Genomic DNA, 21,386 nt, shown 5'->3' with positions numbered 1-21,386 from the left:
ATGGGGGAAGGCACAGCGGGTGCACAGGTCGTCGCGCGCATCGCCGACGACCTCGCCCGCCACGGCGCCCACCCGGCGCTGCGTACGACGACCGGCACGCTCACCTACGCCGAGCTCGCCGGTCGCGTAGCCGCCGAGCGGAGGGATCTCGACGCTGTCGGCGCCGGCCTCCGGCAGCTCGTGCACCTGCGGCCGGCGGCGACCAGCGACTTCGTCGCGGCGTGGCTGGCCGCCCTCACCGGCGGGCACGCCACCCTTCTCACGCACGACGACGGCCTGGCCCGCGCCTACGGCACCTCCGTGGCGCGCGAGGGCCGCTCCTGGCACGCCACCGGGCGCCCGGCTCCCCGGCTCCACCCCGACCTGCGGCTGCTGCTGAGCACCTCGGGCTCGACCGGATCGCCCAAGCTGGTGCGGCTCTCGGCGGCGAACCTCGACGCCAACGCCGCCGCCATCGCCGACTTCCTCGGCCTGACCGGCGACGACGTCGCGCTGACGACGCTGCCGCTCGACTACTGCTACGGCCTCTCGGTGCTGCACAGCCATCTCCTGGCCGGCGCCGCCCTCGTCCTCGACGACCGCTCCGTGACCGACCCCGCCCTGTGGGACCGGGCCCGGGCCGAGGGAGTGACGTCCTTCGCGGGCGTTCCCTACACCTTCGACCTGCTCGGTTCCACCGGCTGGCCGGTCGTGCCGACCCTGCGCCAGGTGACCCAGGCCGGTGGCCGGCTCGCCCCTGACCGGGTCCGCGCGCTCGCGGAGCAGGGCGCGCGGGAGGGCTGGGAGCTGGTCGTCATGTATGGCCAGACCGAGGCCACCGCCCGGATCGCCTTCCTGCCGCCCGAGCTCGCCCCCGCCCACCCGGGCGCGGTCGGCGTCGCGATCCCCGGAGGCACGCTCCGGCTGGACCCGGTCGACGGTGCCGCGCCCGGCGTCGGGGAGCTCGTCTACAGCGGCCCGAACGTGATGCTGGGGTACGCCGAGACGCCCGCCGACCTCGCGCGCGGCGCCGAGCTCGACGAGCTGCGCACCGGCGACCTGGCCCGGTTCACCGCGGAGGGCCTGGTCGAGATCGTCGGACGACGGTCCCGGTTCGCCAAGCTCTTCGGGCAGCGGGTCGACCTGGACCGGGTGCAGACGCTGCTCGGCCTCAGCGGGTACGACGCCGGGTGCGCCGAGTCCGCCGACGGACGCCGGCTCGTGGTGGCCGTCCCCGGCTCACCCGACCTGGCGACCGTGGCGGAGGCGGTCGCCGCGGCCGCCATCGCCACCGGTCTCCCGGAGCACGCGGTGCTCGGCGTACCGGTTGCGGTGCTGCCACGACTGCCCAACGGCAAGCTCGACCAGCAGGCGCTGTCGCGGCTCCGGCCTCCGCCCGCGCCGGAGGCCGGCTCCGCCCAGGCCTCGATCGCCCGGCTCTACGGTCGCATCCTCGGCCACGAGCGAGTCGGGCCCGACGCCTCCTTCGTCAGCCTGGGCGGCGACTCGCTGTCCTACGTCGAGCTCTCGCTGCGCCTGGAGAGCCGGATCGGCCGACTTCCCGACGACTGGCCGACCTGGACCGTGGCGGAGCTCGCGGGGCGCCACGAACCGGACGTCGCGCGACCGGGCCGGAGCAACCGCTGGGCCCGGGTCGACACGACGATCGTGCTGCGCGCGCTGGCCATCGTGCTCATCGTCGGCTCCCACACCGATCTGTGGGTCGTCGTCGGCGGCGCACACGTCCTACTGGCCGTCGCGGGCGTGAACTTCGCGCGCTTCCATCTGGCCGACGAGGGCCCCCGTGAGCGGCTGCGCCGCGTCGCCCGGGCAGCGAGCCGGGTCGCCGTGCCGGCGGTGCTCTGGATCGGTGCGGTCGCCCTCGTCACCGGACAGCCCGGCTGGCGCAGCGTCCTCCTGCTCAACGACGTGCTCGGGTCCCGCGACTGGTCCGAGCCGGCCTGGCACTACTGGTTCATCGAGGTCGTCCTGCTCCTCGCGATCGGAGCCGGCCTGCTGACCGCCGTGCCCCGGGTGATGGCGCTCGAGCGTCGCCACCGCTTCCCCCTGGCCCTGGGGCTGGCGGTCCTGGCGCTCCTGCCGCGGGCCTGGGCCGATCTGGCGTCGTACGGCGGGGACGTGATCCACTCGTCCGTCTTCATCGCCTGGCTGTTCCTCGGCGGCTGGGCCGCCGCCGTCGCCCGCGGCCGGCGCGACCGGGTCCTCGTCACCGCTGTCCTGCTCGCCGGCTGCTGGGGCTTCACGGGCAGCCTCGCCCGCGACCTGCTCATCGCGGCCGGCAGCGTCGCAGTGGTGTGGGTGCCGACCGTGCCGTGGCCTCGGATCCTGGTCGGGGCCACCGGGGTGGTCGCGAGCGCCTCGCTCTACGTCTACCTGGCCCACTGGCAGGTCTACCCGTGGTTCGAGACCCGCTGGCCGCTCGGTGGCCTGATCGCATCGCTCACGGCCGGCGTCCTGATCGGGCAGCTCGTCACCCGGGCGCCGGCCTGGGCCCAGCGCGTGGGCGCCGTCCTGACCCCGCCCCGGCCTCACTACCCTCCCGTCCAACCAACCGATGAGGAAGCACGATGAAGAAGCAGCTGGCCCTCGGCGTCACCGCCCTCACCCTGGTCTCCCCCCTCCTCGCCGCGTGCGGCGAGGACGAGCCCAAGCTGGTGATCTACAACGCCCAGCACGAGCCCCTCCTCAAGGAGCTCGCACCGGAGTTCACCGAGGAGACGGGCATCGAGGTCGAGCTGCGCAACGGCAAGGACCTCGAGCTGTCCAACCAGCTCGTCCAGGAGGGCAAGGCCTCCCCCGCCGACGTCTTCCTCACCGAGAACTCCCCGGCCATGTCGCAGGTCGAGGCGGCCGGCCTCTTCGACCAGCTGCCGGCGGACATCCTCGACGTCATCCCCGCGCAGTTCCGGCCCGTCAGCGGCCTGTGGACCGGCTTCGTGGCCCGGTCGACCGTCCTCGTCCACAACACCGAGCAGATCCAGGAGGCCGACCTGCCGGCCTCGATCCTCGACCTCGCGAGGCCGGAGTGGAAGGGACGGATCTCGTTCTCCCCCACGGGCGCGGACTTCCAGGCGATCGTCGCGGCCGTCCTCGAGCTGGAGGGCGAGGAGGCGACGAAGGCCTGGCTGGAGGGCATCAAGGACAACGGCACCGTGTACGACGGCAACAACCTCGTCCTCGAGGCCGTCGACTCCGGTGAGGTCGAGGTCGGCATCGTCTACCACTACTACTGGGAGCGCGACCGCAAGGAGAACGGCGACGTCAGCGACCAGAGCGCGCAGCACTACTTCACCGGCGGCGACCCCGGAGCCTTCGTCAGCGTCTCCGGCGCCGGCATCCTGAAGTCGAGCGACATGAAGGAGGAGGCCCGCGAGTTCGTCGAGTTCCTCGTGAACGAGAAGGGCCAGCAGGTCCTCGCCGACAGCTATGCGCTGGAGTACCCGCTGAACCCGGCCGTGCAGCTCGAGGGCGTCACGAAGCAGTTCAGCGAGCTCCAGCCGCCGCAGGTCAACGTCTCCGACCTCGACGCCGAGGCCGTGGTCGACCTGCTGACGGAGGTCGGCTTCCTCTGAGCCTGCACCGCGTCCACCGGCCGTCCCGATCGGCGCCCGCACTCCTCCTCGTCGGCCTGGCCATCGCCGGGCTCGCCCTGGTCCCGCTCGGCTACGTCCTGTGGACCACGGCCGAGCTCGGCCGGGGCGAGGCCGTCGAGTTCCTGTGGCGTCCCCGCATCGGGGAGCTGCTGTGGAACACCACCCGGCTGCTGGTCGTCGGCGTGCTGACCAGCGCCGTCGTCGGCGTGGCGGGGGCCTGGGTGGTCGAGCGGACCGACGTGCCGGGGCGGGGGTGGTGGCACGGCCTGCTATGTGCGCCACTCGCCGTACCCGCCTTCGTCAACGGCTTCGGCTGGGTGTCCACCACCCACGCCGTGCAGTCGTTCCCGGGCGCGGTCATGGTGGTGACGCTGTCGTACTACCCCCTGGTCTACCTGCCGACGGTCGCCGCGCTGCGTCGGCTGGACCCGGCGGTCGAAGAGGTCGCGACCGCGCTCGGGAAGGGCCCGTGGCAGGTGTTCGTCCGGGTCACCCTGCCGGCCATCAGCCCCGCCGTGCTGGGTGGCGCGCTGCTCGTGGGGCTGCACCTGCTGGCGGAGTACGGCGCCCTGCAGCTGCTCAACTACCCGACCCTGACGACCGCGATCCTGCAGCAGTACGCGACCGTCTTCAACGGCCCCGAGGCCACGCTGCTGGCACTGGTGCTGGTCGCGTTCTGCCTGCTCCTGCTGGGCATCGAGCTGCTCCTGCGCGGTCGGCGGCCACGCGCGCGCGTCGGCGCGGGCACCAGCCGGGAGTTCGCCCGGATCCGGCTGGGGCGGCGCCGGCCGGTCGTGCTGGCCGGGCTGACCGGACTGGCGCTGTGGGCCCTCGGCGTCCCCCTCGTCAGTCTCGGCCGGTGGCTGGTGCGCGGCACCTCTGCCGGCCTGGAGACCGGCGAGCTGGGCAGCGCCCTCGGCAACACCCTGCTGCTCGCCGCGCTCGGCGGCGCGATCACGACGGGCGCCGCAGTCCCGGTGGTGTGGCTGGCCGTGCGCCACCGCGGCCTCCTCACCACGGCGATCGAGCGCAGCGTCTACACCGCGAGCGCGATGCCCGGCATCGTGATCGCCCTGGCCCTGGTGACGGTCTCGATCCGTGCGGTGCCGGACCTCTACCAGACACTCGCCCTGCTGCTGGCCGGCTACCTGATCCTCTTCCTCCCGCGGGCGGTGGTCAGCGTGCGCGGCACGTTCGAGCTGGTGCCGCCGGGCCTGGAGGAGGTCGCCCGCAGCCTCGGCTGCACCGGCCCCGAGGTGGCGCGTCGGGTGACCCTGCCGCTCGTCGTACCCGGCCTGGCTTCGGGCGCCGCGCTGGTCGCCCTCGCCATCTCGACGGAGCTCACCGCGACGCTCCTTCTCGCCCCGCTCGGCACCGAGACGCTGGCGACGAAGTTCTGGTCCTACGGATCCTCGATCGCCTACGGTGCGGCGGCGCCCTACGCACTCGCGCTGATCGTCCTGTCCGTCCCGTCCACCTGGCTGCTGGCCCGGCTCAGCATCCGGGCCCCGAGGAGCACCCGATGACCGCACTCGAGATCCAGGGACTGGCGGCCGGCTACGGCCGCACCACCGTGCTGCAGGGCGTCGACCTCCGGGTCACGTCCGGCGTCACTGCGATCCTCGGCTCCTCCGGCTGTGGCAAGACCACGCTGTTGCGTGCGGTCGCCGGCTTCGTCGAGCCCACGGCCGGCACGATCGACGTCGCCGGGACCCGGGTCGTGGGCGGCATCCGCAGCGTGCCGGCCCGCAGCCGTGGGATCGGGTACGTCCCCCAGGAGGGGGCGCTCTTCCCCCATCTCACCGTCGCCCGCAATGTCGCCTTCGGCCTCCCGCGCGCCCAGCGCCGCGACGCCGGGGTGAGCGTCGCGGCGGCACTCGAGCTGGTCGAGATCGACCCGGGCCTGGCCGAGCGCTACCCCCACGAGCTGTCCGGCGGCCAGCAGCAGCGCGTCGCCCTCGCCCGCGCCCTCGCCCCGCGGCCCGCACTGGTGCTGCTCGACGAGCCGTTCTCCTCCCTCGACGCGTCGCTGCGCGAGGAGACCGGCCGCGCGGTGGTCCGCGCCCTCCGCGCGGCCGACGCCGCGGCCGTCCTCGTCACCCACGACCAGGGCGAGGCGCTCTCCCTCTCCGATCAGGTCGCGGTCATGGTGGCAGGCCAGTTCCTCCAGGTCGCTGCTCCGGCCGAGGTCTACCTGACCCCCGCCGACCCCCGGGTGGCCGCGTTCATCGGCCACGCCTCGCTGCTGCCGGGCGAGGTGCTCGCCGACGGACGAGGTCGCTGCGCGCTCGGCGACGTCGCCCTCCGCGCCGCCGCCGGCCGGGGTACGACGCCCGGGCCGGCCCGGTTCGCCGTCCGCTCCGAGCAGCTGCAGGTCCGCGCCTCGCCGGACGAGGGCACCGGTGGCGCCTCCGGCGAGGTGGTCGACGTCAGCTTCTTCGGCCACGACGCGACGATCCGGGTCCGGCTCTCCTCCGGCGAGCAGGTGACCGCGCGCACCCCGGCCGACTCCGTGCCGCGATCCGGCGACCGGGTGCGGGTGGCGGTCGTCGGCGCCGTACTCGCCTTCCCCACCCTGACCAGCGCGGAGGTCCCCGCCGGCCCGGAGCCGCGGTAACACACTGTTCACAGGCCGCGGTGCCCCATCCTGCTGAAATCGCCACGGGAGGGCGCGCCTGCTCCGCACAATGATGAGATGACGGCGTATCCGGGGGGCCGTCGGGGTCGACGCCCACGCCGGGCCCGCTCCCGGCGGCGGGTTCGCCACGACGGGCCGCCTCGTGCCCACTCGTCGTGGTGGTGGAGCGCGGCCGTCGCCGGCCTGCTGCTGCACCCGTACGTCGTGGTCGCGGCCCTCGGCGACGGCGGGGACGACCGGCTCGCGCTCGCCGGCCGGGCGTGCATCCTGCTCTCCGACGTGCTGGTACTCGGCGCCGGAGCCGCGCTGGCCATCGACGCCCGCCTCACGCAGGACCCGCTCCGCGGCAGCATGGCGATCGCCGCCACGCTCGTCGCGATGCAGGACGCGCCCCTGGTGGTGCTGGCGATGGTCGACCCGGCCCTCAGCGGCCACTCCTACCGGCTGACGACCGGCCACCTGACGACCGTGCTGATCGTGCTCGTCGTGCTCCACCGGGGCCGGCGCGCGGTGACCCCGCCACAGCGGCCGATCGCCGTCGGCATGCTGCTCGGCCTCGCCGCACTGGGCATGACCCTGGGCCTGCACTCCCTGTCGGCGGCGCTGGAGAACGGCTCGGGGTTCCTCTGCACCGGCGACCCGGTCGACATGGCCCTCATGATCCTGATCGGCGTCGTGCTGGCGACGATCGGGATCCAGCTGCGTCACTCACCGCTGCCGGCCTGGGCCTCCACGCGGATCGGGGTCGGGATCCTCGCCATCTTCGCCGCCCGCCTGTGGTCGACCCTGACCGTCGCGACCACCCCGCCGCCGGCGGCCGTCGCCGGCGTCGCAGTGTTCAGCGCCCTCACGGCGACCACGGCCGCCTCCCTGCTGCGGCTCGCACTCGAGCAGACCAACGCGCGGGTCGCGCACTACGCCCGCCTGGCCGCCGAGGCGCAGGCGGAGGTCAAGCAGGACCGCGAGGTCGCCCACGACGTGCGGTCGACGGCCGCCGGCATCGCCGCGGCCGCCCTGCTCCTCGCCCGTGGGCAGGTGCCGCCCGGGCCGCGGCGCGACGCCCTCGAGGAGATGGTCGACAGCGAGACCGCCCGGCTGCGGCGGACCGTCGCCGCCCGGCCCGGGCCGCTCACGGTCGTCGCGGTGGACGACGTGGTGTCGCCCCTCGTCCTGGCCCAGGACGCGCTCGGCCACGCCGTGACCTGGACCCCCGGCGGGCACGGGGTCGTCGCCCGCAGGGATGCGTTGGTCGAGGTGCTCACCACCCTCGTCAACAACGCCGCCGACCATGCCGGCGGGCGGGGCACGACCGTCCTCTCGGCGGCGATCCGCGACCGCGTGGTCATCGTCGTCTCCGACGACGGCCCGGGGATCGATCCGGCCGTGCGGGCCAGCCTCTTCCAGTGGGGCGCCCACCGCAGCCGGTCGGCGGGGCAGGGGATCGGACTGCACCGCGCCCACCGACTGATCCTCGAACAGGGCGGGAGCCTGGAGCTGGTCGACGACGACGCTGCCCGCGGCACCGTCTTCGTGATCACCCTGCCGCGGGCACCCGTCACCGCGACCGACGGTGACTGACCACGGTCCCGCCTCGATCACACCTCGGTCAGCGGCGCGCCCGCGGGAACACCTCCAGCGAGCGTCGGTACAGTGCGACGGCCCCGAGCTGCGAGTCCACGTCCAGCTTGCGGCGCAGCGACTTCACCTGGCTGCGCACCGTCGCCTCGGCCACGCCCGACGCATCGGCGATCCGGCGCACCGACATGCCGTCGTACAGGGAGCCGAGGATCTCGTACTCGCGGTGGGTGAGGAGCTCCATCCGCCGGATCAGCTCCCGCTGCTCCTCGGCGACGCTCTCCCACGCGCGCAGGGCGCGCTCGCGGAGCGCGGGCGGCGTCGGCGACCGGCCCGCCATCGTGTCCCGGAGCGCCCTCTCGAGGCTGGCGGTGGTCGTGGTGGTCGGCAGCACGCCCGTCGCGCCCGCGTCGAGCACCGTCCCCCAACGGGGCCCGAAATCGCTGTCGGTCAGCACCAGCCAGCGGATCGGCCCGCGGGCGACGAGCAGCTCGACGTCATGCAGGAGGTCCGGCGTACGCAGGTCGCAGAGGATCACGCCGACCGAGGCACCGCTGCGCGCCAGCGCCCGGCGGAACGAGAGCCGCCCGCCACGTTCGGGCCAGTCGAACAGCACCGGGGCGATCCCCCGCCCGTGGAGTGCCGCCGCGATCGCCTGACCGACCAGGCGGCGCTCGGCGACGAGCGCGACCCGCCGGACCGGCTCCTCAGCGGACATCGACGAGGACACGGTCGATCGTTCCGTGGAACTGGTCGGTGGAGTCGCCGGCGATCCGGCCCCGGTCCGCGACCTTGGCTCCGATCGACAGGGGGACGTGGGCGAAGGAGATCACTCCGGGATCGCGGGCGACCGTCCACTCCTGCGGCGCCGTGGTCCCCTCGAGATCCGCCAGCCGCAGGCGCACCGAGGGCCCCGACCGGGTGCAGGTCAGGCGGTACCAGCGCTCGGGCGCGACCGGCTGGTCGCCCGCCACCACCACCTCGCCCAGGGTGCCGGCGAGACGGCATGACGGGACGCCGTGGTCGAGCTGGATCTTGAGCTGGGCGGCTTCGCCGAAGCGTCCACGCTGGACGAGGTTGTCGCCGTCGTCCCCGGCCCGGCCCGCGGTCGCCGGGTCGGCACGGAAGTCCACCCCGACCACGAGGTCGCGGCTACCGGGATCCAGCGGGTCGGGGGCGGTGGGGTCGGTGCGGACCAGGATCGCGGCGGCCGGGACCGGCCCCTCCGCGGCGTAGGCCGGCGTCCGCACGGCCGCGCCACCGCCCCGGCCCGGCGTCCAGGTCAGCCGGCCACCGCCGGCGGTGACCACCGTGATGTCGACCGGCGCGGTGCCGTCGTTCACCGCCCCCGGGACCATGTCACCCGGCACGACCACCTGGTCGAAGCCGAGACCGAGGTCGACATCCCGCAGTCCCCGCGCCGGGTCGTGCGGCCGCGGCGGTACGGCGCCGTCACTCACCCCACACCCGCCGGCGACGCCGAGCGCGATCAGGACGAGTACGACCTCCCGGGCCGGCACGGCTCAGCCGCTCCGTCCGGCGACGAGCGTCACCGACCGCCCTAGGGCCAGGCAGCAGAGGAGCACGGCGGCAGTCCTGCGCATGACGCCTCCCCTCCCCGCCGGCCGATCACCGGGGTTCAGGGCGACAGTAGGACGGTCCGTCCGGACCCGCGTCGCACGCGGAGTTAGTCCCCCAAAATTGGTGAGCCGCGACGGGTCGGGCACGGGGTCTCCTAGGTCCATGACGTCCGCCACGCCATCGGGGGACCGGCCCGGGCGCGTCGCCGAGCGATGCTTCGTCGTCGGGATCGCCGGCCTGCCCGTGTGGTGGCTCCTGGGCGTCGCGTCCGTGGTTCCCCTGGCCCTCGCCGTGCCCCTCTGCTGGGATCTGCGCTCACGACGCCGGGTGTCCCTGCCGCCGCACGCCGGCTGGTGGCTGCTGTTCCTGCTGTGGGTCCTGCTCGGCCTCGGCACGCTGTGGGCCGCTGCGCCGGAGGCGGTGGACGACGGGGGCACCGGGCGGCTGCTCGTGTTCGGCTACCGGTTGGCGTGGTACCTCTCGTGCACGGTGCTGCTGATCTGGATCGGGAACACCCCGGCGGACCGGCTCCCCGACCGGCTCGTGCACCGGATCCTGGCGTGGGTCTTCGTGGTCGCCGTCGCCGGCGGCATCCTCGGCCTGCTCGCGCCCGACTTCGCGATCACCACGCTGGCCGAGCGCCTGCTGCCCGGAGGACTGCGGAGCAACGGCTTCGTGAACACGCTGGTGTCGGCGGAGACCGCCGACATCCAGAAGGTGCTCGGCGACCCGGAACCCCGCCCCAAGGCGCCCTTCCCGTTCACCAACACCTGGGGCAGCGTCGTCTCGCTGACCCTGGTCTTCTTCGTCGCGGCCGTCGTGACGAGCCGGTCCCGCACGCGCTGGCTGGCCGCGCCCGTGCTCGCGGCCGCGGCCGTCCCGATCGTGCTCAGCCTCAACCGCGGCCTGTGGCTCGCCCTCGGCGTCGGGGCGCTCGGGCTCCTGGTCCTGCTGGCACTGCGCCGGCACCACGGCGCCCTCGCGGCGCTGGTGGTCGTCGTGGTCCTCGGCGGCGTCGCCGCCACCTCCACCTCGCTGGGCGACACGGTCTCCTCACGTCTCGACAACCCGCACAGCAACGAGCGACGCTCCCAGCTCCTGGTGACCACCGTCGACTCGATGACCCGCGGCTCTCCCGTCGTCGGCTTCGGCAGCACCCGGGACGTCGCAGGCACCTTCACCTCGATCGCCGGCGGGGCCACCCCGAGCTGCCCCGCGTGCGGCGTACCGCCCCTCGGGACGCAGGGACAGCTCTGGCTCGTGCTCTTCTCGCAGGGCTGGATCGGGACGCTCTTCTTCCTGACCTTCTTCGTCCTCGCACTGCGCCGGACCTGGCGATGTCGCACCCTGAACCAGACGGTCGCGACCTTCGTCCTCGGGATCTTCCTGCTCCAGCTGACGGTCTACGACACCCTCGGGCTCCCCATGATGATCCTGATGACCGCGGTGGCGCTGGCGTGGCGCGAGGAAGGCTCCGGCACGACGCTGCGCCGCCCGACCGGACGAGCCCTGGTCACCGCGGCCGTCGCCGGGATCCTCGGGGCCGCGGTCGGCGCCACCGCGACCCGAGGCGAGGAACGTCACGTCGCCAGCACGGTCACCGTCGCCCTGACCCCGTCACCGACCTATCTCGACGTCGGCGACGTCGCACGCGAGGCCGACAGCGACGCCCTGGTCCGGCCGCCCGACCCGGCGACGATCGACACCGAGGCCGCGCTGCTGCGCTCCGAGAGCGCGATGGAGCGCGCGGGCAGACGGGTCGGCCTGGCGCCCGCCACCCTCCGCGCCGACATCGGGGTCGCCGCGCCGCCGCTGTCGACCGTCCTCGACGTCACGGTGACGACCTCCCGCCGGACGGATGCCTCGGCCGCGGCGCTCGCCGTGGCCGAGGAGTATCTCGCCGAGCGCTCCCGCTTCCTCGAGACGCGGCGCACCGACCTCGTCGCGCGCCTGGGCGAGCGGCTGGCCGCCGTGGACCCGGACGACCCGGCCTGGGCGGCGACCCGCACCTACCTGCGAGCCGCGATCGACCACCTCACCACGCACCGTCCCGAGGTGGGCAGCGTGATCCGGGTCGGCCCCGCGCGGACCGTCGGTGGCGGGCGTGACGTCCCCCTCACCACCGGCCTGGCCGTCGGCGGCCTGATCGCGCTCGCCCTGATCCGCACCCGGGCGCCCTGGAACCTGCCGCGGAGACGGCGATGAGCCCCCGACCGCGCGACATCTGGACCCGGCTGGTCATCGACCCGTCGGCGGACCCGCTCGCCCGCCTCCTCGCCCCCCACACCGCGGTGACGCCCAACCGGGTGACGACACTCGCCGGCGTCCTCGGCGTCGCGGCCGCGGCCTGCCTGGCCGCCGGACAGCTCCGACTCGGTGGCCTGCTCTTCCTGCTCCGCTTCTTCGCCGACTGCCTCGACGGCAAGATCGCCCGGCTGCAGGGCTCGAGCTCCGCGCGCGGTGCGCTGCTCGACGTCGGGACGGACGTCGTGTGCGTGACGGCGTCCTACGCCGGGCTCGCATGGTGGGCCGTGCGCACCGACCGCGTCGACGTACCGGTGGCTGTGGGGCTGCTGGCCGCACTCGGCACCTACGGCTGGGCCCTGGCCCACCGCAAGCACCTCGCCGAGCTGGCCGGGCTCGGCGACGGCGGGTCCGACCTGCTCCGCCGGACCGACCTGCCCCTGCTGGACCCGTGGCTGCGGATCTGCCGACGGCTCGGGATGAGCCCGGTGCCGTGGGCGGTCGAGGCCGAGACGCTCGTGCTCGGCCTGCTCCCTGTCGTCGGCCCCCGTCCCGCGGTCGCCGGCCTGCTGGTGGCGCTCGCCTTCTATGTGGTCGCCACCGTCGTCAACCTGCGCCGGAGCTGGCGGATCGCGACCACGCTCGACGTCGTACGGGCCCGGGAGCCCGGTGGGAAGGGGGCGTCATGAGTCGCCACAGGAGACTGCCGGACGTCGACGTCGTGATCGCGACCCACGACCGGCCGGTCCTGGTCCGGGAGGCGATCGCCGCCGTCGTCGAGCAGGCGTACGACGGGCGGATCCGCTGCATCGTCGTCTTCGACCGCTCGACGCCCGACGGCGACCTGGTCCGTGCCGACAGCGGGGACGACCGGGTGGTCGACGTGATCGAGAACCACCGGAGCCCGGGACTCGCCGGCGCCCGCAACAGCGGCGTGCTCGAGGGGAACGGCGAGCTCGTCGCCTTCTGCGACGACGACGACGTCTGGCTCCCCGGCAAGCTCGACCTCCAGGTCCGGGCCCTCCTCGACGGCGGCCCGCCGACGTGCGTCACCGGCATCGAGATCGACTACGCCGGCACCACGACGACCCGCGTCCCGACCGCGGCCGCCCTCGAGCTGCGCAACCTCGTGCGCCGACGCGTCATGGAGGCGCACCCCTCCACGGTCGTCGTACGCCGGCACGAGCTGCTCTCCACGATCGGACTGGTCGACGAGGAGATCCCCGGCAGCTACGGCGAGGACTTCGACTGGATGATCCGCGCGGCCGCCGCCGGCGGCTTCCACGTCGTACCCGAGCCCCTCGTCCGGGTGCGCTGGGGCGGATCGCAGTTCTCCCGCCAGTGGGCGACCATCGTGGCCGCCATCGACTACGGCCTCGCCAAGCACCCCGCCTTCCGTGAGGACCGCCGCGCCCACGCCCGCCTCCTCGGCCGCAAGGCGTTCGCCCTCGCCGCCCTCGGCGACCGCACCGCCCTCCGCTGCGCCGCCCGCACCCTCCGCACCTCTCCCCGGGAGCCGCGCGCCTATCTCGCCGCGCTGGTCGCCCTGCACGTGGTCCGCGCCGAGCGGCTGCTGGACCTGGCCCACCGGCGCGGCCACGGGATCTGAGCCGGACGACCGGGTCGGCGCGCCTTCTCGTTCAGTCTGCGCCGGGTCGGCGCGCCTTCTCGTTCAGTCTGCGCCGGGTCGGCGCGCCTTCTCGTTCAGTCTGCGCCGGGTCGGCGGGGATCATCGTTCAATCTGCGCCGGGTCGGCGGGGCGCGGCTCCCCCATTTGGGGGACGGGATTCGCTCCGACTCCTCGCTGCGGGTCCAATCGAGCCGATCGGGAAATGACACGACAAGGCCGTGCGCAGGCTCCCCCACGGCCATATTCGGGAAGGTGGCGTCATGCAGAACGCCCACAGACGATGGACCTGGCTGGCCGCGGTGCTGGCCATGCTGATGATCGGAGCAGTGGCGGCCGTGCCGCCGGCGCAGTCGCGCTCGACCGCCGGCGAGTCCCTGCCATCGGGCGACTTCGAGACCCACCTGGACGGCTTCGCCGGGGTGGACGGGAGCCGGGTCGCGCTGTCCCGCGACGGCGCGGGGCGGGGCGGCAGCCGGGCGATGGTCGTGCGCGCGAAGGGCCGGGGGCCGGCGGCCACGGTCAGCCGGCACAGGTTCGCCGGCACGCACGCCGCCGGGACGGCGTACGTCGTCCGGGTGTGGGTGCGGACCACAGCCGGGCACCCGGTCGCGCTGCGCGTGCGGGAGGTGGCCCAAGGAAAGAAGGTCCAGGCGCGCACCGCCCGCGCCACCGCCAAGGCCGGCTCCTGGACCCGCCTCAAGGCGCAGGTCACCACGAAGAAGCGCGACTCCGTCCTCAAGCTCCGCATCCGGGCGCCGCACGGGAAGTCCGGCCAGAAGGTGCTCGTCGACGACCTGAGCGTCGCGCCGAAGGGCGACGCCGCCGCGTCCGAGGAGATGGTCGGGAAGCTGACCAACGGCTGCGGCCACACGGCTCGCGGCATCCCGTCGTGCGGCACCTACGTCGGCGCCGCGCACGGCTCGAACACCGACCCGAGCACGCTGGAGCAGCAGCTCGGGGACCGCCTCGCCATCCGGCGCACCTACTTCACCTCGACCGGGGTCGCGAGCGCGGTGCGCACCGCGCAGGCGGACCTGACGGCCGGCCGGCTGCCCTGGGTGAGCTTCAAGCTGCCCTACTCGTGGACCGAGATGGCCGACGGCAAGGGCGACGCCTGGGCGACCGACCTCGCCCAGCGCCTGGCCGCGGTCGGCGGCCCGGTGTGGGTCGCCTTCCACCACGAGCCCGAGGGCGACGGGGACATCCAGGAGTGGCGGCGGATGCAGGAGCACCTCGCCCCACTCGTCCGCAAGACCGCCCCCAACGTGGCGTTCACCGTCGTGATGACCGGCTGGAACCAGTTCTACGGCGATGCGCAGTACAGCCTGGCGGAGATCTGGCCGCGCGGGGTCAAGGTCGACGTCGCCGGATTCGACATCTACCAGCAGTACGGCGTCGCGAAGAACGGCAGCACCACGACCAAGTGGACCGACTTCGAGCAGTACTACCGGGCGATCTCGACCTGGTCCCGCACTGTCGGCGTCGAGTGGGCGCTCGGCGAGACCGGGGTGACCGACGTGGCCGCCGAGGCCAGACCCTCGGCGATCGCCGACGCGGTGCAGCTGATGGAGAGCTATGGCGGCATCGCCTACAGCTACTTCGACAGCGCGCTCAACAGCGTGGCGCCCTGGACGCTCAGCACCACCACGAAGCGCACCGGATTCGCACAGGCCCTCGCCGGGTCACCCTCGCTGAAGTAGCGAGCGGCAGGAACGCGAGCGCCCTGGGGCGCCTGGCCTACACGTCGGCCAGGTGCTCCAGGGCGACCAGCGTCTGCATCGCCCGGGAGGAGATGTGCTCACCCCCCGGGACGTCGACCAGCCGCAGGTACCGGGTCAGGATCGCGACCAGGTAGAGCAGGCTCTGCACGTGCGGCGCGCCACCGAGACTCCGGTCCCGGTACGACGCGAGCGCGAGTGCCCGCAGCACTCCCTCCGCGGACGCGGGAGCGCCCGAGTTGAGGGCGTTGACGACGTAGTGCAGGGCGTCGAGCCCGCGCGGGACGCCGGTCTCGAAGCGCTCCCAGTCCCACAGCAGCACCCGATCGCCCGCGGGAGCCATGTTCCACGGCGTCCAGTCGCCGTGCCAGGCGCCCCAGTGGAGCTCGCGGTGCCCGGCGATCGCGGCGACCCGCTCCAGCGCCCTGCCGAACCGGCTGCGCGACACCGGATCGGGGAGGATGCCGGTGGCCCGCCACTGACGGTGCCACCAGTCGGCGGCCGTGAGCTCGGAGTCGGGGGAGGCGAACCGCTCCGCGAGCTCGTCCATCGCGGCGCTGGGCGGCGTCCACGTGTTCCGGTGGCGCCGCCACGGTGACGGCTCCAGCGGGCTGACCACCAGGACCGGGCGCCCCTGCCACGAGGTCCGCGCGAGCAACGCCGGCGGCACGACGTACCGGTAGGGCCGGGCGGTGACCGCGGCGAGCGCCCGGCCCTCCGCCGTCACGTCGGCGCAGGTGTTGCCGGACCAGCCGACCTTGACGAACGCCTGGCACCGTCCCTGCTCGTCGAACACCTGGAGCACCGGCTTCCGGTTCACCCGGGCCGTGCCGATGGTGATGCTGAAGCTGACCGGCATGCCGAGGACGCCGGAGAGGTGCTCGGCGAGACCGTCCGCACCGCCGCGGACCTCGACCCGGTGCCGCAGCAGCCCCGGAACGGCGCGGACCATCGCCCCCGCCGCGACCCGGGCGGTGGTGTCCCACCACGTCGAGGCGGTGCTGATCCGGCGCAGCGAGGCACCGGCCGCGACCGACGACTCGACCGGCACCAGCACGATCGGGCTGCTGCCGCGGCTGATCACGGCGTACCTGGCCCGCACGGGTCGCCCGTCGCCGACGGTGCCCGCCGGGACCAGGTCGGCGCCCGGCCACAGCTCGGCAGCCGCGTCGAGCAGGTCCGTGGACGTCGCGGGCCGGTTCATCTCAGGCCGCCGGTGCGGTGCGGACGCAGGCGAACAGGTGGCGGCCGTAGTTGTCGGCGTAGGGACCGACCGCGTCCCGGTCCGGACCGAGGTCGAGGATCTGGTCGAAGGTCGTGTGCTCGCGCAGGAAGGCCCGGATGTGGTCGGGGTCCCAGCCACGCAACGACGACCGGAACCAGCGCTCGTGCTCCTGCCCGGTGTCGAGGAAGAGCACCCGCCCCGTCGCCCGGTCGAGCAGCCGGACCAGCTCGACCTCGTCGCAGCTGCCGCGGCCGAGCACGAAGTGGTGCAGCAGGCTGAAGCACGACACGACGTCCCAGGTCTCCCGGGTGCCCCGCAGCAGCCGGACGGCGTCGCCGGTCCGGATCCGCGCCGGGTCGAGTCCGTAGACGAGGCGACCGAGCGTCGCGCCCAGCGGGTCCCGCTCCATGCCCTCCGCCTCGAAGCCCAGGCCGCCCATCTCCGCGACGAACCATCCGTAGCAGCTGGCGACGTCGAGGTAGCTCCCCGAGAGCGTGGGTCCGACGATCCGGCGCAGCAACGCGTCCATCGCCTCGAACCGGTCGACGCAGCAGCGCACCGTCGGCCAGTGCGCGGCGAGCTCCGGCGAGCCGACGGGCTGGTAGAGCTGGCGCCCGCCGTCGAGCCAGGACATCCGTCCCAGCAGGTCCTGCAGCGGCGTGGTCACCTCGCCGCGGCGGACCCGGACCGGCACCGTCACCGCCCCCACCGCGGCCGCCTGCGCGACCCGGTGATGGCCGTCGAGGACCTGGTAGCAGTCGGAGTGGGCGATGGGTACGACGAGCACCGGCTGCCCCGGCGGCGAGTGCAGGTCACCCGGGGACGGCGTACCGACCTCGGCATCGTCCTCGGCGTCGACGTCGACCACGGCGTCGCCGGCGGCGAGGAACGCCCGTGCCTGCGCGACGACCCCGGCCGCGTCGTCGGCGCCGAAGTAGCGCCCCGTGCGCCGGATGCAGGTCCGTGCCATCCGGGCGTACGGCGTAGCGAGCAGCTGCGCGTCGGTGAGACCGCCCTCGCGTGCGGCCAGCGCGATCAGGCCGGCGTGCGGCCCGTCGGCCACCCGCCGCGAGGGCCACAGGGGGTCCTCCATCGCGGCGGCGAACTCAGTCGCGGTCATGCCGTTCTGGCCGCCCAGCAGGAGCTTCGCCACGGGCACGTCGCGGAGTCCGTGGCGCCAGCGGGTGACCCGGGCGAGCCGATGCCGCCGGGATGCGGTCAGCAGGGGGCTGGAACGGTGGAGAAGGGTGGTCATGTCGAGGCTTCCTCTCGCCAGCTGGGCGCCCTGCCGAGGAGCTCGGCCAGGGCGACGTCGGGTTCGTCGAAGTGGCGGCGCAGGGCGGCCGCCAGGTCGGGGGGCAGCGGGTCGCCGGGCCGCTCGTTCCAACGCCCCACCGCGTCGGGCCGGTGGACGTTCAGGCCGAGCCGGCGCTGGAGGTCGACGTAGACCCCGACCGGGTCGCGGAACAGGGCGCCGGCGTCGACCACGTGGACCCGGTCAGGGCCGAGCGCCGCGACGTACCGGGCGATCTGGACGGCGTACTCGCCCCGCTGCAGATAGGCGTGGTGGCGATGGGCGAAGCTGGTCGCCGCCGGGTCGTCGGCGAGCAGGCGGCCCTGGCCCGCGGTGCGCACCGCCTCCGCCGCCACCGCGTCGGCGAAGGGCAGGTCGTCGAAGCCCCGCGCACTCTCGTGCCGATGGGCGGAGTAGGCGCGGTCCACGGGATCGCGGACGAGGGCGACGACCTGACAGTCCGGCAGGTCGCGGGCGAGGCGCTCGGAGGCCAGGGGGTGGAAGAGGTAGTAGCCGCTGCACTCGAAGGTGGTCCGCCCGTGCGCGCTCCAGCGCAGCGGGAAGTGCGCGCGGTACCAGCGCCGGCCGCGGCGGTAGCCGTCGTCGAAGTAGCCGGTGCCCTTGTCGACCGTCGGGCGGCACAGGTCCGGGTGCTCGCTGAGCAGGCGGAACAGGGTCGTGGTGCCGGCCCGCTGCGCGCCGACGACGACGATCCCCGGCTCCTGGCGCAGGTCCGCGCTCAGCCAGCCCCAGGCGAGCAGCAGTGCCCTGGCCGCGCGCCGCAGCGGCGGCGGGAGCACGGGGCGCAGCCGGCCGGCCAGACGGCGGATCATGCCGTCACCGCCACGGCGCGGGCCGGACGCAGCCCGGCGACGAACACGTCGACGGCCAGTCGCGTGCGCAGCCGCCACACCACGGCGGCGTACCCGCTGCCGGCGATGACGCAGGCAGCCAGCCAGGCCGGCGGCGAGAGGCCGACCAGGCCGGCGAGGGCGACAGGCAGTCCGACGCAGCCGACCGGCAGCGCGGCCGCGAGGAGCAGTCGGCCGAGCGGAGGCGCCAGCGCGATCTCGGCACGCAGCTGGATGACGGCGAGCGCACAGCGCACCACCACGGCGACCACCCACGCGACGGCCGCGCCGGCGATGCCCATCCGCGGCACGAGGACCAGGCACAGCCCGATGTCCAGCGCCAGCGCGACGAGCGTGTTCGCGAGGCTCCGCCCGCTCCGTCCGGTCATCAGGAGCAGCGTGTCGACGGGCCCGGAGGCGACGGCGACGAGCATGCCGCCGGCCATCACGAGGGCGACGGCGACCGCCTCCCCCGTGACGTACGACGGCCCGAACCACCCGAGGTAGGCGGCCGGCGCGGCGGCGACGGCGAGGTAGACCGGCCAGGCGAGCAGGATGCTCCAGCCCGTGGTGACGCCGAAGACCCGGTTGACGAGGACCGGCGCCTCGTCGGGCGGTCCGGCCAGGATCATCGTGAACCGGGGCTGCACGACCGTCGAGACGGCCTGGTTGGCGAGCTGGCCGAAGACCACGAACCGGGTCGCCACCGTGTAGATCGCCGCATGCATCGGCGAGAGCAGCCAGGCGACCAGCACGATGTCCAGCCGCTGCACGGCGACCTGGGCGATCCGGGCGACGGCCCGCGGCCAGGTGAACGACCAGAAGTCGCGCGGACCGACCTGCCCTCGGCCACGCACGCCCCGCCGGGCCGGGCCGGTCACCGCGACCAGGGCGCGGCCGGCGAGCACGGCGCTGCCGACGTACGCCGCCGCCCAGGCGGTCGCCAGCCAGGCACCCGGGAGCTCCAGCGCGAGGACCAGGACCACGAGCAGGACCTGCACGCCGGGGCGCACCATCCGGTCGACGACGACGGTCGACCGGAACAGCGCGTGCGCCCGCACGGCCGCCAGGCACAGGTCGGCTGTCGCCGCGAGCGGCAGCGCCCACACCAGGGGGCGGGTGTCGGGCACCCAGACCGCGAGAGCGAGCGCCAGACCGCACGCGGCGAGCAGGACGGGGCCGGCGGCGACCCGCACCAGGTGGCGTACGACGTCCGGCCGGTCGTCGCGCAGCACGAACCGCGCGAGCCCGGTGTCCGTGCCGAGACCCGCCGTCGCGAGCGCCACCAGGAAGACCGCCGTGGCCGCGAAGAAGCGGCCGGCGGTGTCGGGGGCGACGGTGCGGGTGACCACCAGGACGAGGCCGAACCCAGCGACGGTGCTGAGCACCGCTCCGGCCAGGGTGGCCGCGCTCCCCCGGGCGACGGCGCGCAGGTGGCGGTGCTCGCCGTCGGTGGCGGGCGGGGTGCTCACGCCGGGGTGTCTCAAGAGTCGACCTCGACGACGCCCACGACGTGGGTGGAGACCCGTGCCGCCTCGACGATCACGGCATCCAGATCGGCCCGGGTCGAGGACCGCCAGACCTCCACGACGACGGCGGTCGAGGCGGCCAGCACCGCCCGGCCGATCGGGGTGGTCAGCCCCGGCGAGCGGACCAGCACGAGGTCCGCCCGCTTGGCGAGCTCGGCGAGGCTGCGGCGCATCTCGGCGGAGGCGGCGAGGTCGGCGAAGTCGTCACGGGGCCGGGTCGCCTCCGTGACCGGCTGCAGCCGGCTGTGGAAGTCACCGTCGGCGACGAGGACGTCGTCGACCACCGCCTCCTGCAGCACCAGCTCCGCCATCGCGGCCATGACCGACGGAAGGGCGAGGTCCACGGTCACCACCTCGTAGCGGGCCCGGGTCAGGGACTCCACCAACGCGGCGAAGGCCACGGGGTACTTCCTGCCGGGCACCGCGACGGTCACGACCGGGGGCCGGTCCGAGCCGACAGCCAGCACCACGGACCGCACGTGGGCGATCACGTCGCTGTCGGCCCGGACCGGGGCCCGGAGGACGCCGAGCGGGACGGGGTCTCCCTCCGCACCGGCGGTGAGGCCGGTCGGACCGCGCCCCAGGCCGAGCGCCGGGCGTCGGACGCGGGCCACCGCGACGGACAGCACCAGGAGCACCCCGAGCAGGGCGGCGAGGAGGCCGGAGCGGACCGGGTCCGCCCACGGGCCGGCGGCGACGAGCTGCCCGGGAGTCACCAGCTGTCCCGGGTCCAGGCCGACGGCCTGGGCGGCCGCCAGCTGCGCGCGCAGCGAGCTGATCTGTACGACGACCTCCTGGACCTGCTGCTCGATCAGCTCCCGCTCCGGGGCGTTGGCGCCGAGCTCGTCGAGCCGCGCCAGCGCGGCGTCACGCTCGTCCTCGCGGAGGCTGACGAGCTCCTCGAGCCGCGAGGTCCGCTCGTACACGGCCGACTCGGTGCGGGACCTGCGGAACCGGAGGTAGACGTCCGCGAAGGCCGACGCCCGAGCGACCGCGGTCGCGTCGTCCGGCCCGCGGGTGGTGATCTGCAAGAGCTGGGTGTTGGGAGGGATCGCGACCGAGACCGCCGTGAGCAGGTCGCTCGGCGCACCCTTCACGCCGAGCTGGTCGAGCACCGCGCGCGCCACCGCGTCCGAACGCAGCACCTGCGCCTCGGTCTCGAGGTTGACGAGGTCGTCACCCCGGCCCCCCGGGCTGTAGGCGTTGCCCTCCAGCGGGTGCAGCATGATGACGGCGGTCGCGACGTGCTCGCCCTGGCGGTGGCGTGCCCACGCGACCGCGGCGCCCGCACCGAGCCCGGCCACCAGCACGGCGACCAGTACGAGTCGTGTTATGCGGCGCTGTCCCATGGCACCTCCCCACCTGCAGTCATCCTGACGACGACCGACCCAACTATGGGACGCCCCGACGGCTCCGGAACTGCAGGTGAGCGGATACCCCCAATTTGTGGGATGGGCCGCGCTCCGCCGACGACCGTCCGCGCCGGAGCACCTGAATCCTGCCCAATA

The 21,386-nt window shown here is 74.4% G+C and carries 16 protein-coding genes; 9 read left to right on the top strand and 7 right to left on the bottom strand.

Annotated features, from left to right (window positions below; translation table 11 throughout):
- The 5 genes from KVF89_RS14415 to KVF89_RS14395 all read left to right on the top strand — a co-directional run bounded on the left by KVF89_RS14415 (position 1) and on the right by KVF89_RS14395 (position 7,809).
- Positions 1-2,571, top strand: a complete 2,571-nt coding sequence (locus tag KVF89_RS14415; RefSeq protein ID WP_257426472.1) for an AMP-binding protein — start codon at positions 1-3, stop codon at positions 2,569-2,571.
- Complete coding sequence (locus KVF89_RS14410) at positions 2,568-3,572, top strand: iron ABC transporter substrate-binding protein (protein ID WP_257426469.1); 1,005 nt, start codon at positions 2,568-2,570, stop codon at positions 3,570-3,572. Before KVF89_RS14415 ends, KVF89_RS14410 begins: the two co-directional genes overlap by 4 nt.
- A 203-nt stretch (positions 3,573-3,775) precedes the next feature.
- Complete coding sequence (locus tag KVF89_RS14405; RefSeq protein WP_257426467.1) at positions 3,776-5,119, top strand: ABC transporter permease; 1,344 nt, start codon at positions 3,776-3,778, stop codon at positions 5,117-5,119.
- Positions 5,116-6,210 carry an ABC transporter ATP-binding protein gene (locus KVF89_RS14400; protein ID WP_257426464.1) on the top strand — a complete coding sequence of 365 codons (1,095 nt, stop codon included), beginning with the start codon at positions 5,116-5,118 and terminating at the stop codon, positions 6,208-6,210. The genes KVF89_RS14405 and KVF89_RS14400 overlap by 4 nt, the downstream gene beginning before the upstream one ends.
- Positions 6,211-6,288: 78 nt before the next feature.
- On the top strand, positions 6,289-7,809 hold the full coding sequence (locus KVF89_RS14395; protein WP_257426462.1) for a sensor histidine kinase: 1,521 nt from the start codon (positions 6,289-6,291) through the stop codon (positions 7,807-7,809).
- A gap of 28 nt (positions 7,810-7,837) precedes the next feature.
- On the opposite strand, the gene KVF89_RS30415 is transcribed toward KVF89_RS14395, so the two are convergent.
- Both KVF89_RS30415 and KVF89_RS14385 read right to left on the bottom strand, forming a co-directional pair.
- Positions 7,838-8,536 (bottom strand): response regulator transcription factor, encoded by a 699-nt coding sequence (locus tag KVF89_RS30415; RefSeq protein WP_257426461.1) that lies wholly within the window; start codon positions 8,534-8,536, stop codon positions 7,838-7,840.
- The gene (locus tag KVF89_RS14385; RefSeq protein ID WP_257426459.1) at positions 8,514-9,326 is read right to left on the bottom strand and encodes a hypothetical protein; all 813 of its coding nucleotides are present in this window, start codon (positions 9,324-9,326) and stop codon (positions 8,514-8,516) included. The genes KVF89_RS30415 and KVF89_RS14385 overlap by 23 nt, the downstream gene beginning before the upstream one ends.
- A 223-nt stretch (positions 9,327-9,549) precedes the next feature.
- On the opposite strand from KVF89_RS14385, the gene KVF89_RS14380 reads away from it, so the two are divergent.
- The 4 genes from KVF89_RS14380 to KVF89_RS14365 all read left to right on the top strand — a co-directional run bounded on the left by KVF89_RS14380 (position 9,550) and on the right by KVF89_RS14365 (position 14,961).
- Positions 9,550-11,592 carry a hypothetical protein gene (locus tag KVF89_RS14380; protein ID WP_257426458.1) on the top strand — a complete coding sequence of 681 codons (2,043 nt, stop codon included), beginning with the start codon at positions 9,550-9,552 and terminating at the stop codon, positions 11,590-11,592.
- Positions 11,589-12,320, top strand: a complete 732-nt coding sequence (locus KVF89_RS14375) for a CDP-alcohol phosphatidyltransferase family protein (RefSeq protein ID WP_257426456.1) — start codon at positions 11,589-11,591, stop codon at positions 12,318-12,320. Before KVF89_RS14380 ends, KVF89_RS14375 begins: the two co-directional genes overlap by 4 nt.
- Positions 12,317-13,240 (top strand): glycosyltransferase family 2 protein, encoded by a 924-nt coding sequence (locus tag KVF89_RS14370; protein WP_257426454.1) that lies wholly within the window; start codon positions 12,317-12,319, stop codon positions 13,238-13,240. Before KVF89_RS14375 ends, KVF89_RS14370 begins: the two co-directional genes overlap by 4 nt.
- Positions 13,241-13,521: 281 nt before the next feature.
- Positions 13,522-14,961: a cellulase family glycosylhydrolase gene (locus KVF89_RS14365; protein WP_257426452.1), complete on the top strand. Its 1,440-nt coding sequence runs from the start codon at positions 13,522-13,524 to the stop codon at positions 14,959-14,961.
- A gap of 37 nt (positions 14,962-14,998) precedes the next feature.
- Here KVF89_RS14365 and KVF89_RS14360 read toward each other — a convergent pair whose 3' ends face one another.
- From KVF89_RS14360 to KVF89_RS14340, 5 genes are read right to left on the bottom strand one after another with little or no spacing between them, the layout of a single operon-like run.
- On the bottom strand, positions 14,999-16,183 hold the full coding sequence (locus KVF89_RS14360; RefSeq protein WP_257426451.1) for a hypothetical protein: 1,185 nt from the start codon (positions 16,181-16,183) through the stop codon (positions 14,999-15,001).
- Between the two features lies 1 nt (position 16,184).
- Positions 16,185-17,459 (bottom strand): class I SAM-dependent methyltransferase, encoded by a 1,275-nt coding sequence (locus tag KVF89_RS14355; RefSeq protein ID WP_257426450.1) that lies wholly within the window; start codon positions 17,457-17,459, stop codon positions 16,185-16,187.
- On the bottom strand, positions 17,456-18,331 hold the full coding sequence (locus KVF89_RS14350; protein WP_257426448.1) for a sulfotransferase family protein: 876 nt from the start codon (positions 18,329-18,331) through the stop codon (positions 17,456-17,458). Before KVF89_RS14350 ends, KVF89_RS14355 begins: the two co-directional genes overlap by 4 nt.
- Positions 18,328-19,821, bottom strand: a complete 1,494-nt coding sequence (locus KVF89_RS30410) for a lipopolysaccharide biosynthesis protein (RefSeq protein ID WP_257426446.1) — start codon at positions 19,819-19,821, stop codon at positions 18,328-18,330. The genes KVF89_RS14350 and KVF89_RS30410 overlap by 4 nt, the downstream gene beginning before the upstream one ends.
- 11 nt (positions 19,822-19,832) lie before the next feature.
- A complete protein-coding gene (locus KVF89_RS14340; protein ID WP_257426445.1) occupies positions 19,833-21,227 on the bottom strand; it encodes a hypothetical protein in 1,395 nt (464 codons plus the stop codon).
- Positions 21,228-21,386 lie beyond the last annotated feature (159 nt).

The organism is Nocardioides carbamazepini (assembly GCF_024614185.1).
GTDB lineage: Bacteria > Actinomycetota > Actinomycetes > Propionibacteriales > Nocardioidaceae > Nocardioides > Nocardioides carbamazepini.
The sequence above is the reverse complement of the archived record's forward strand: the minus strand, read 5'-3'. Positions and strand labels throughout refer to the sequence as shown.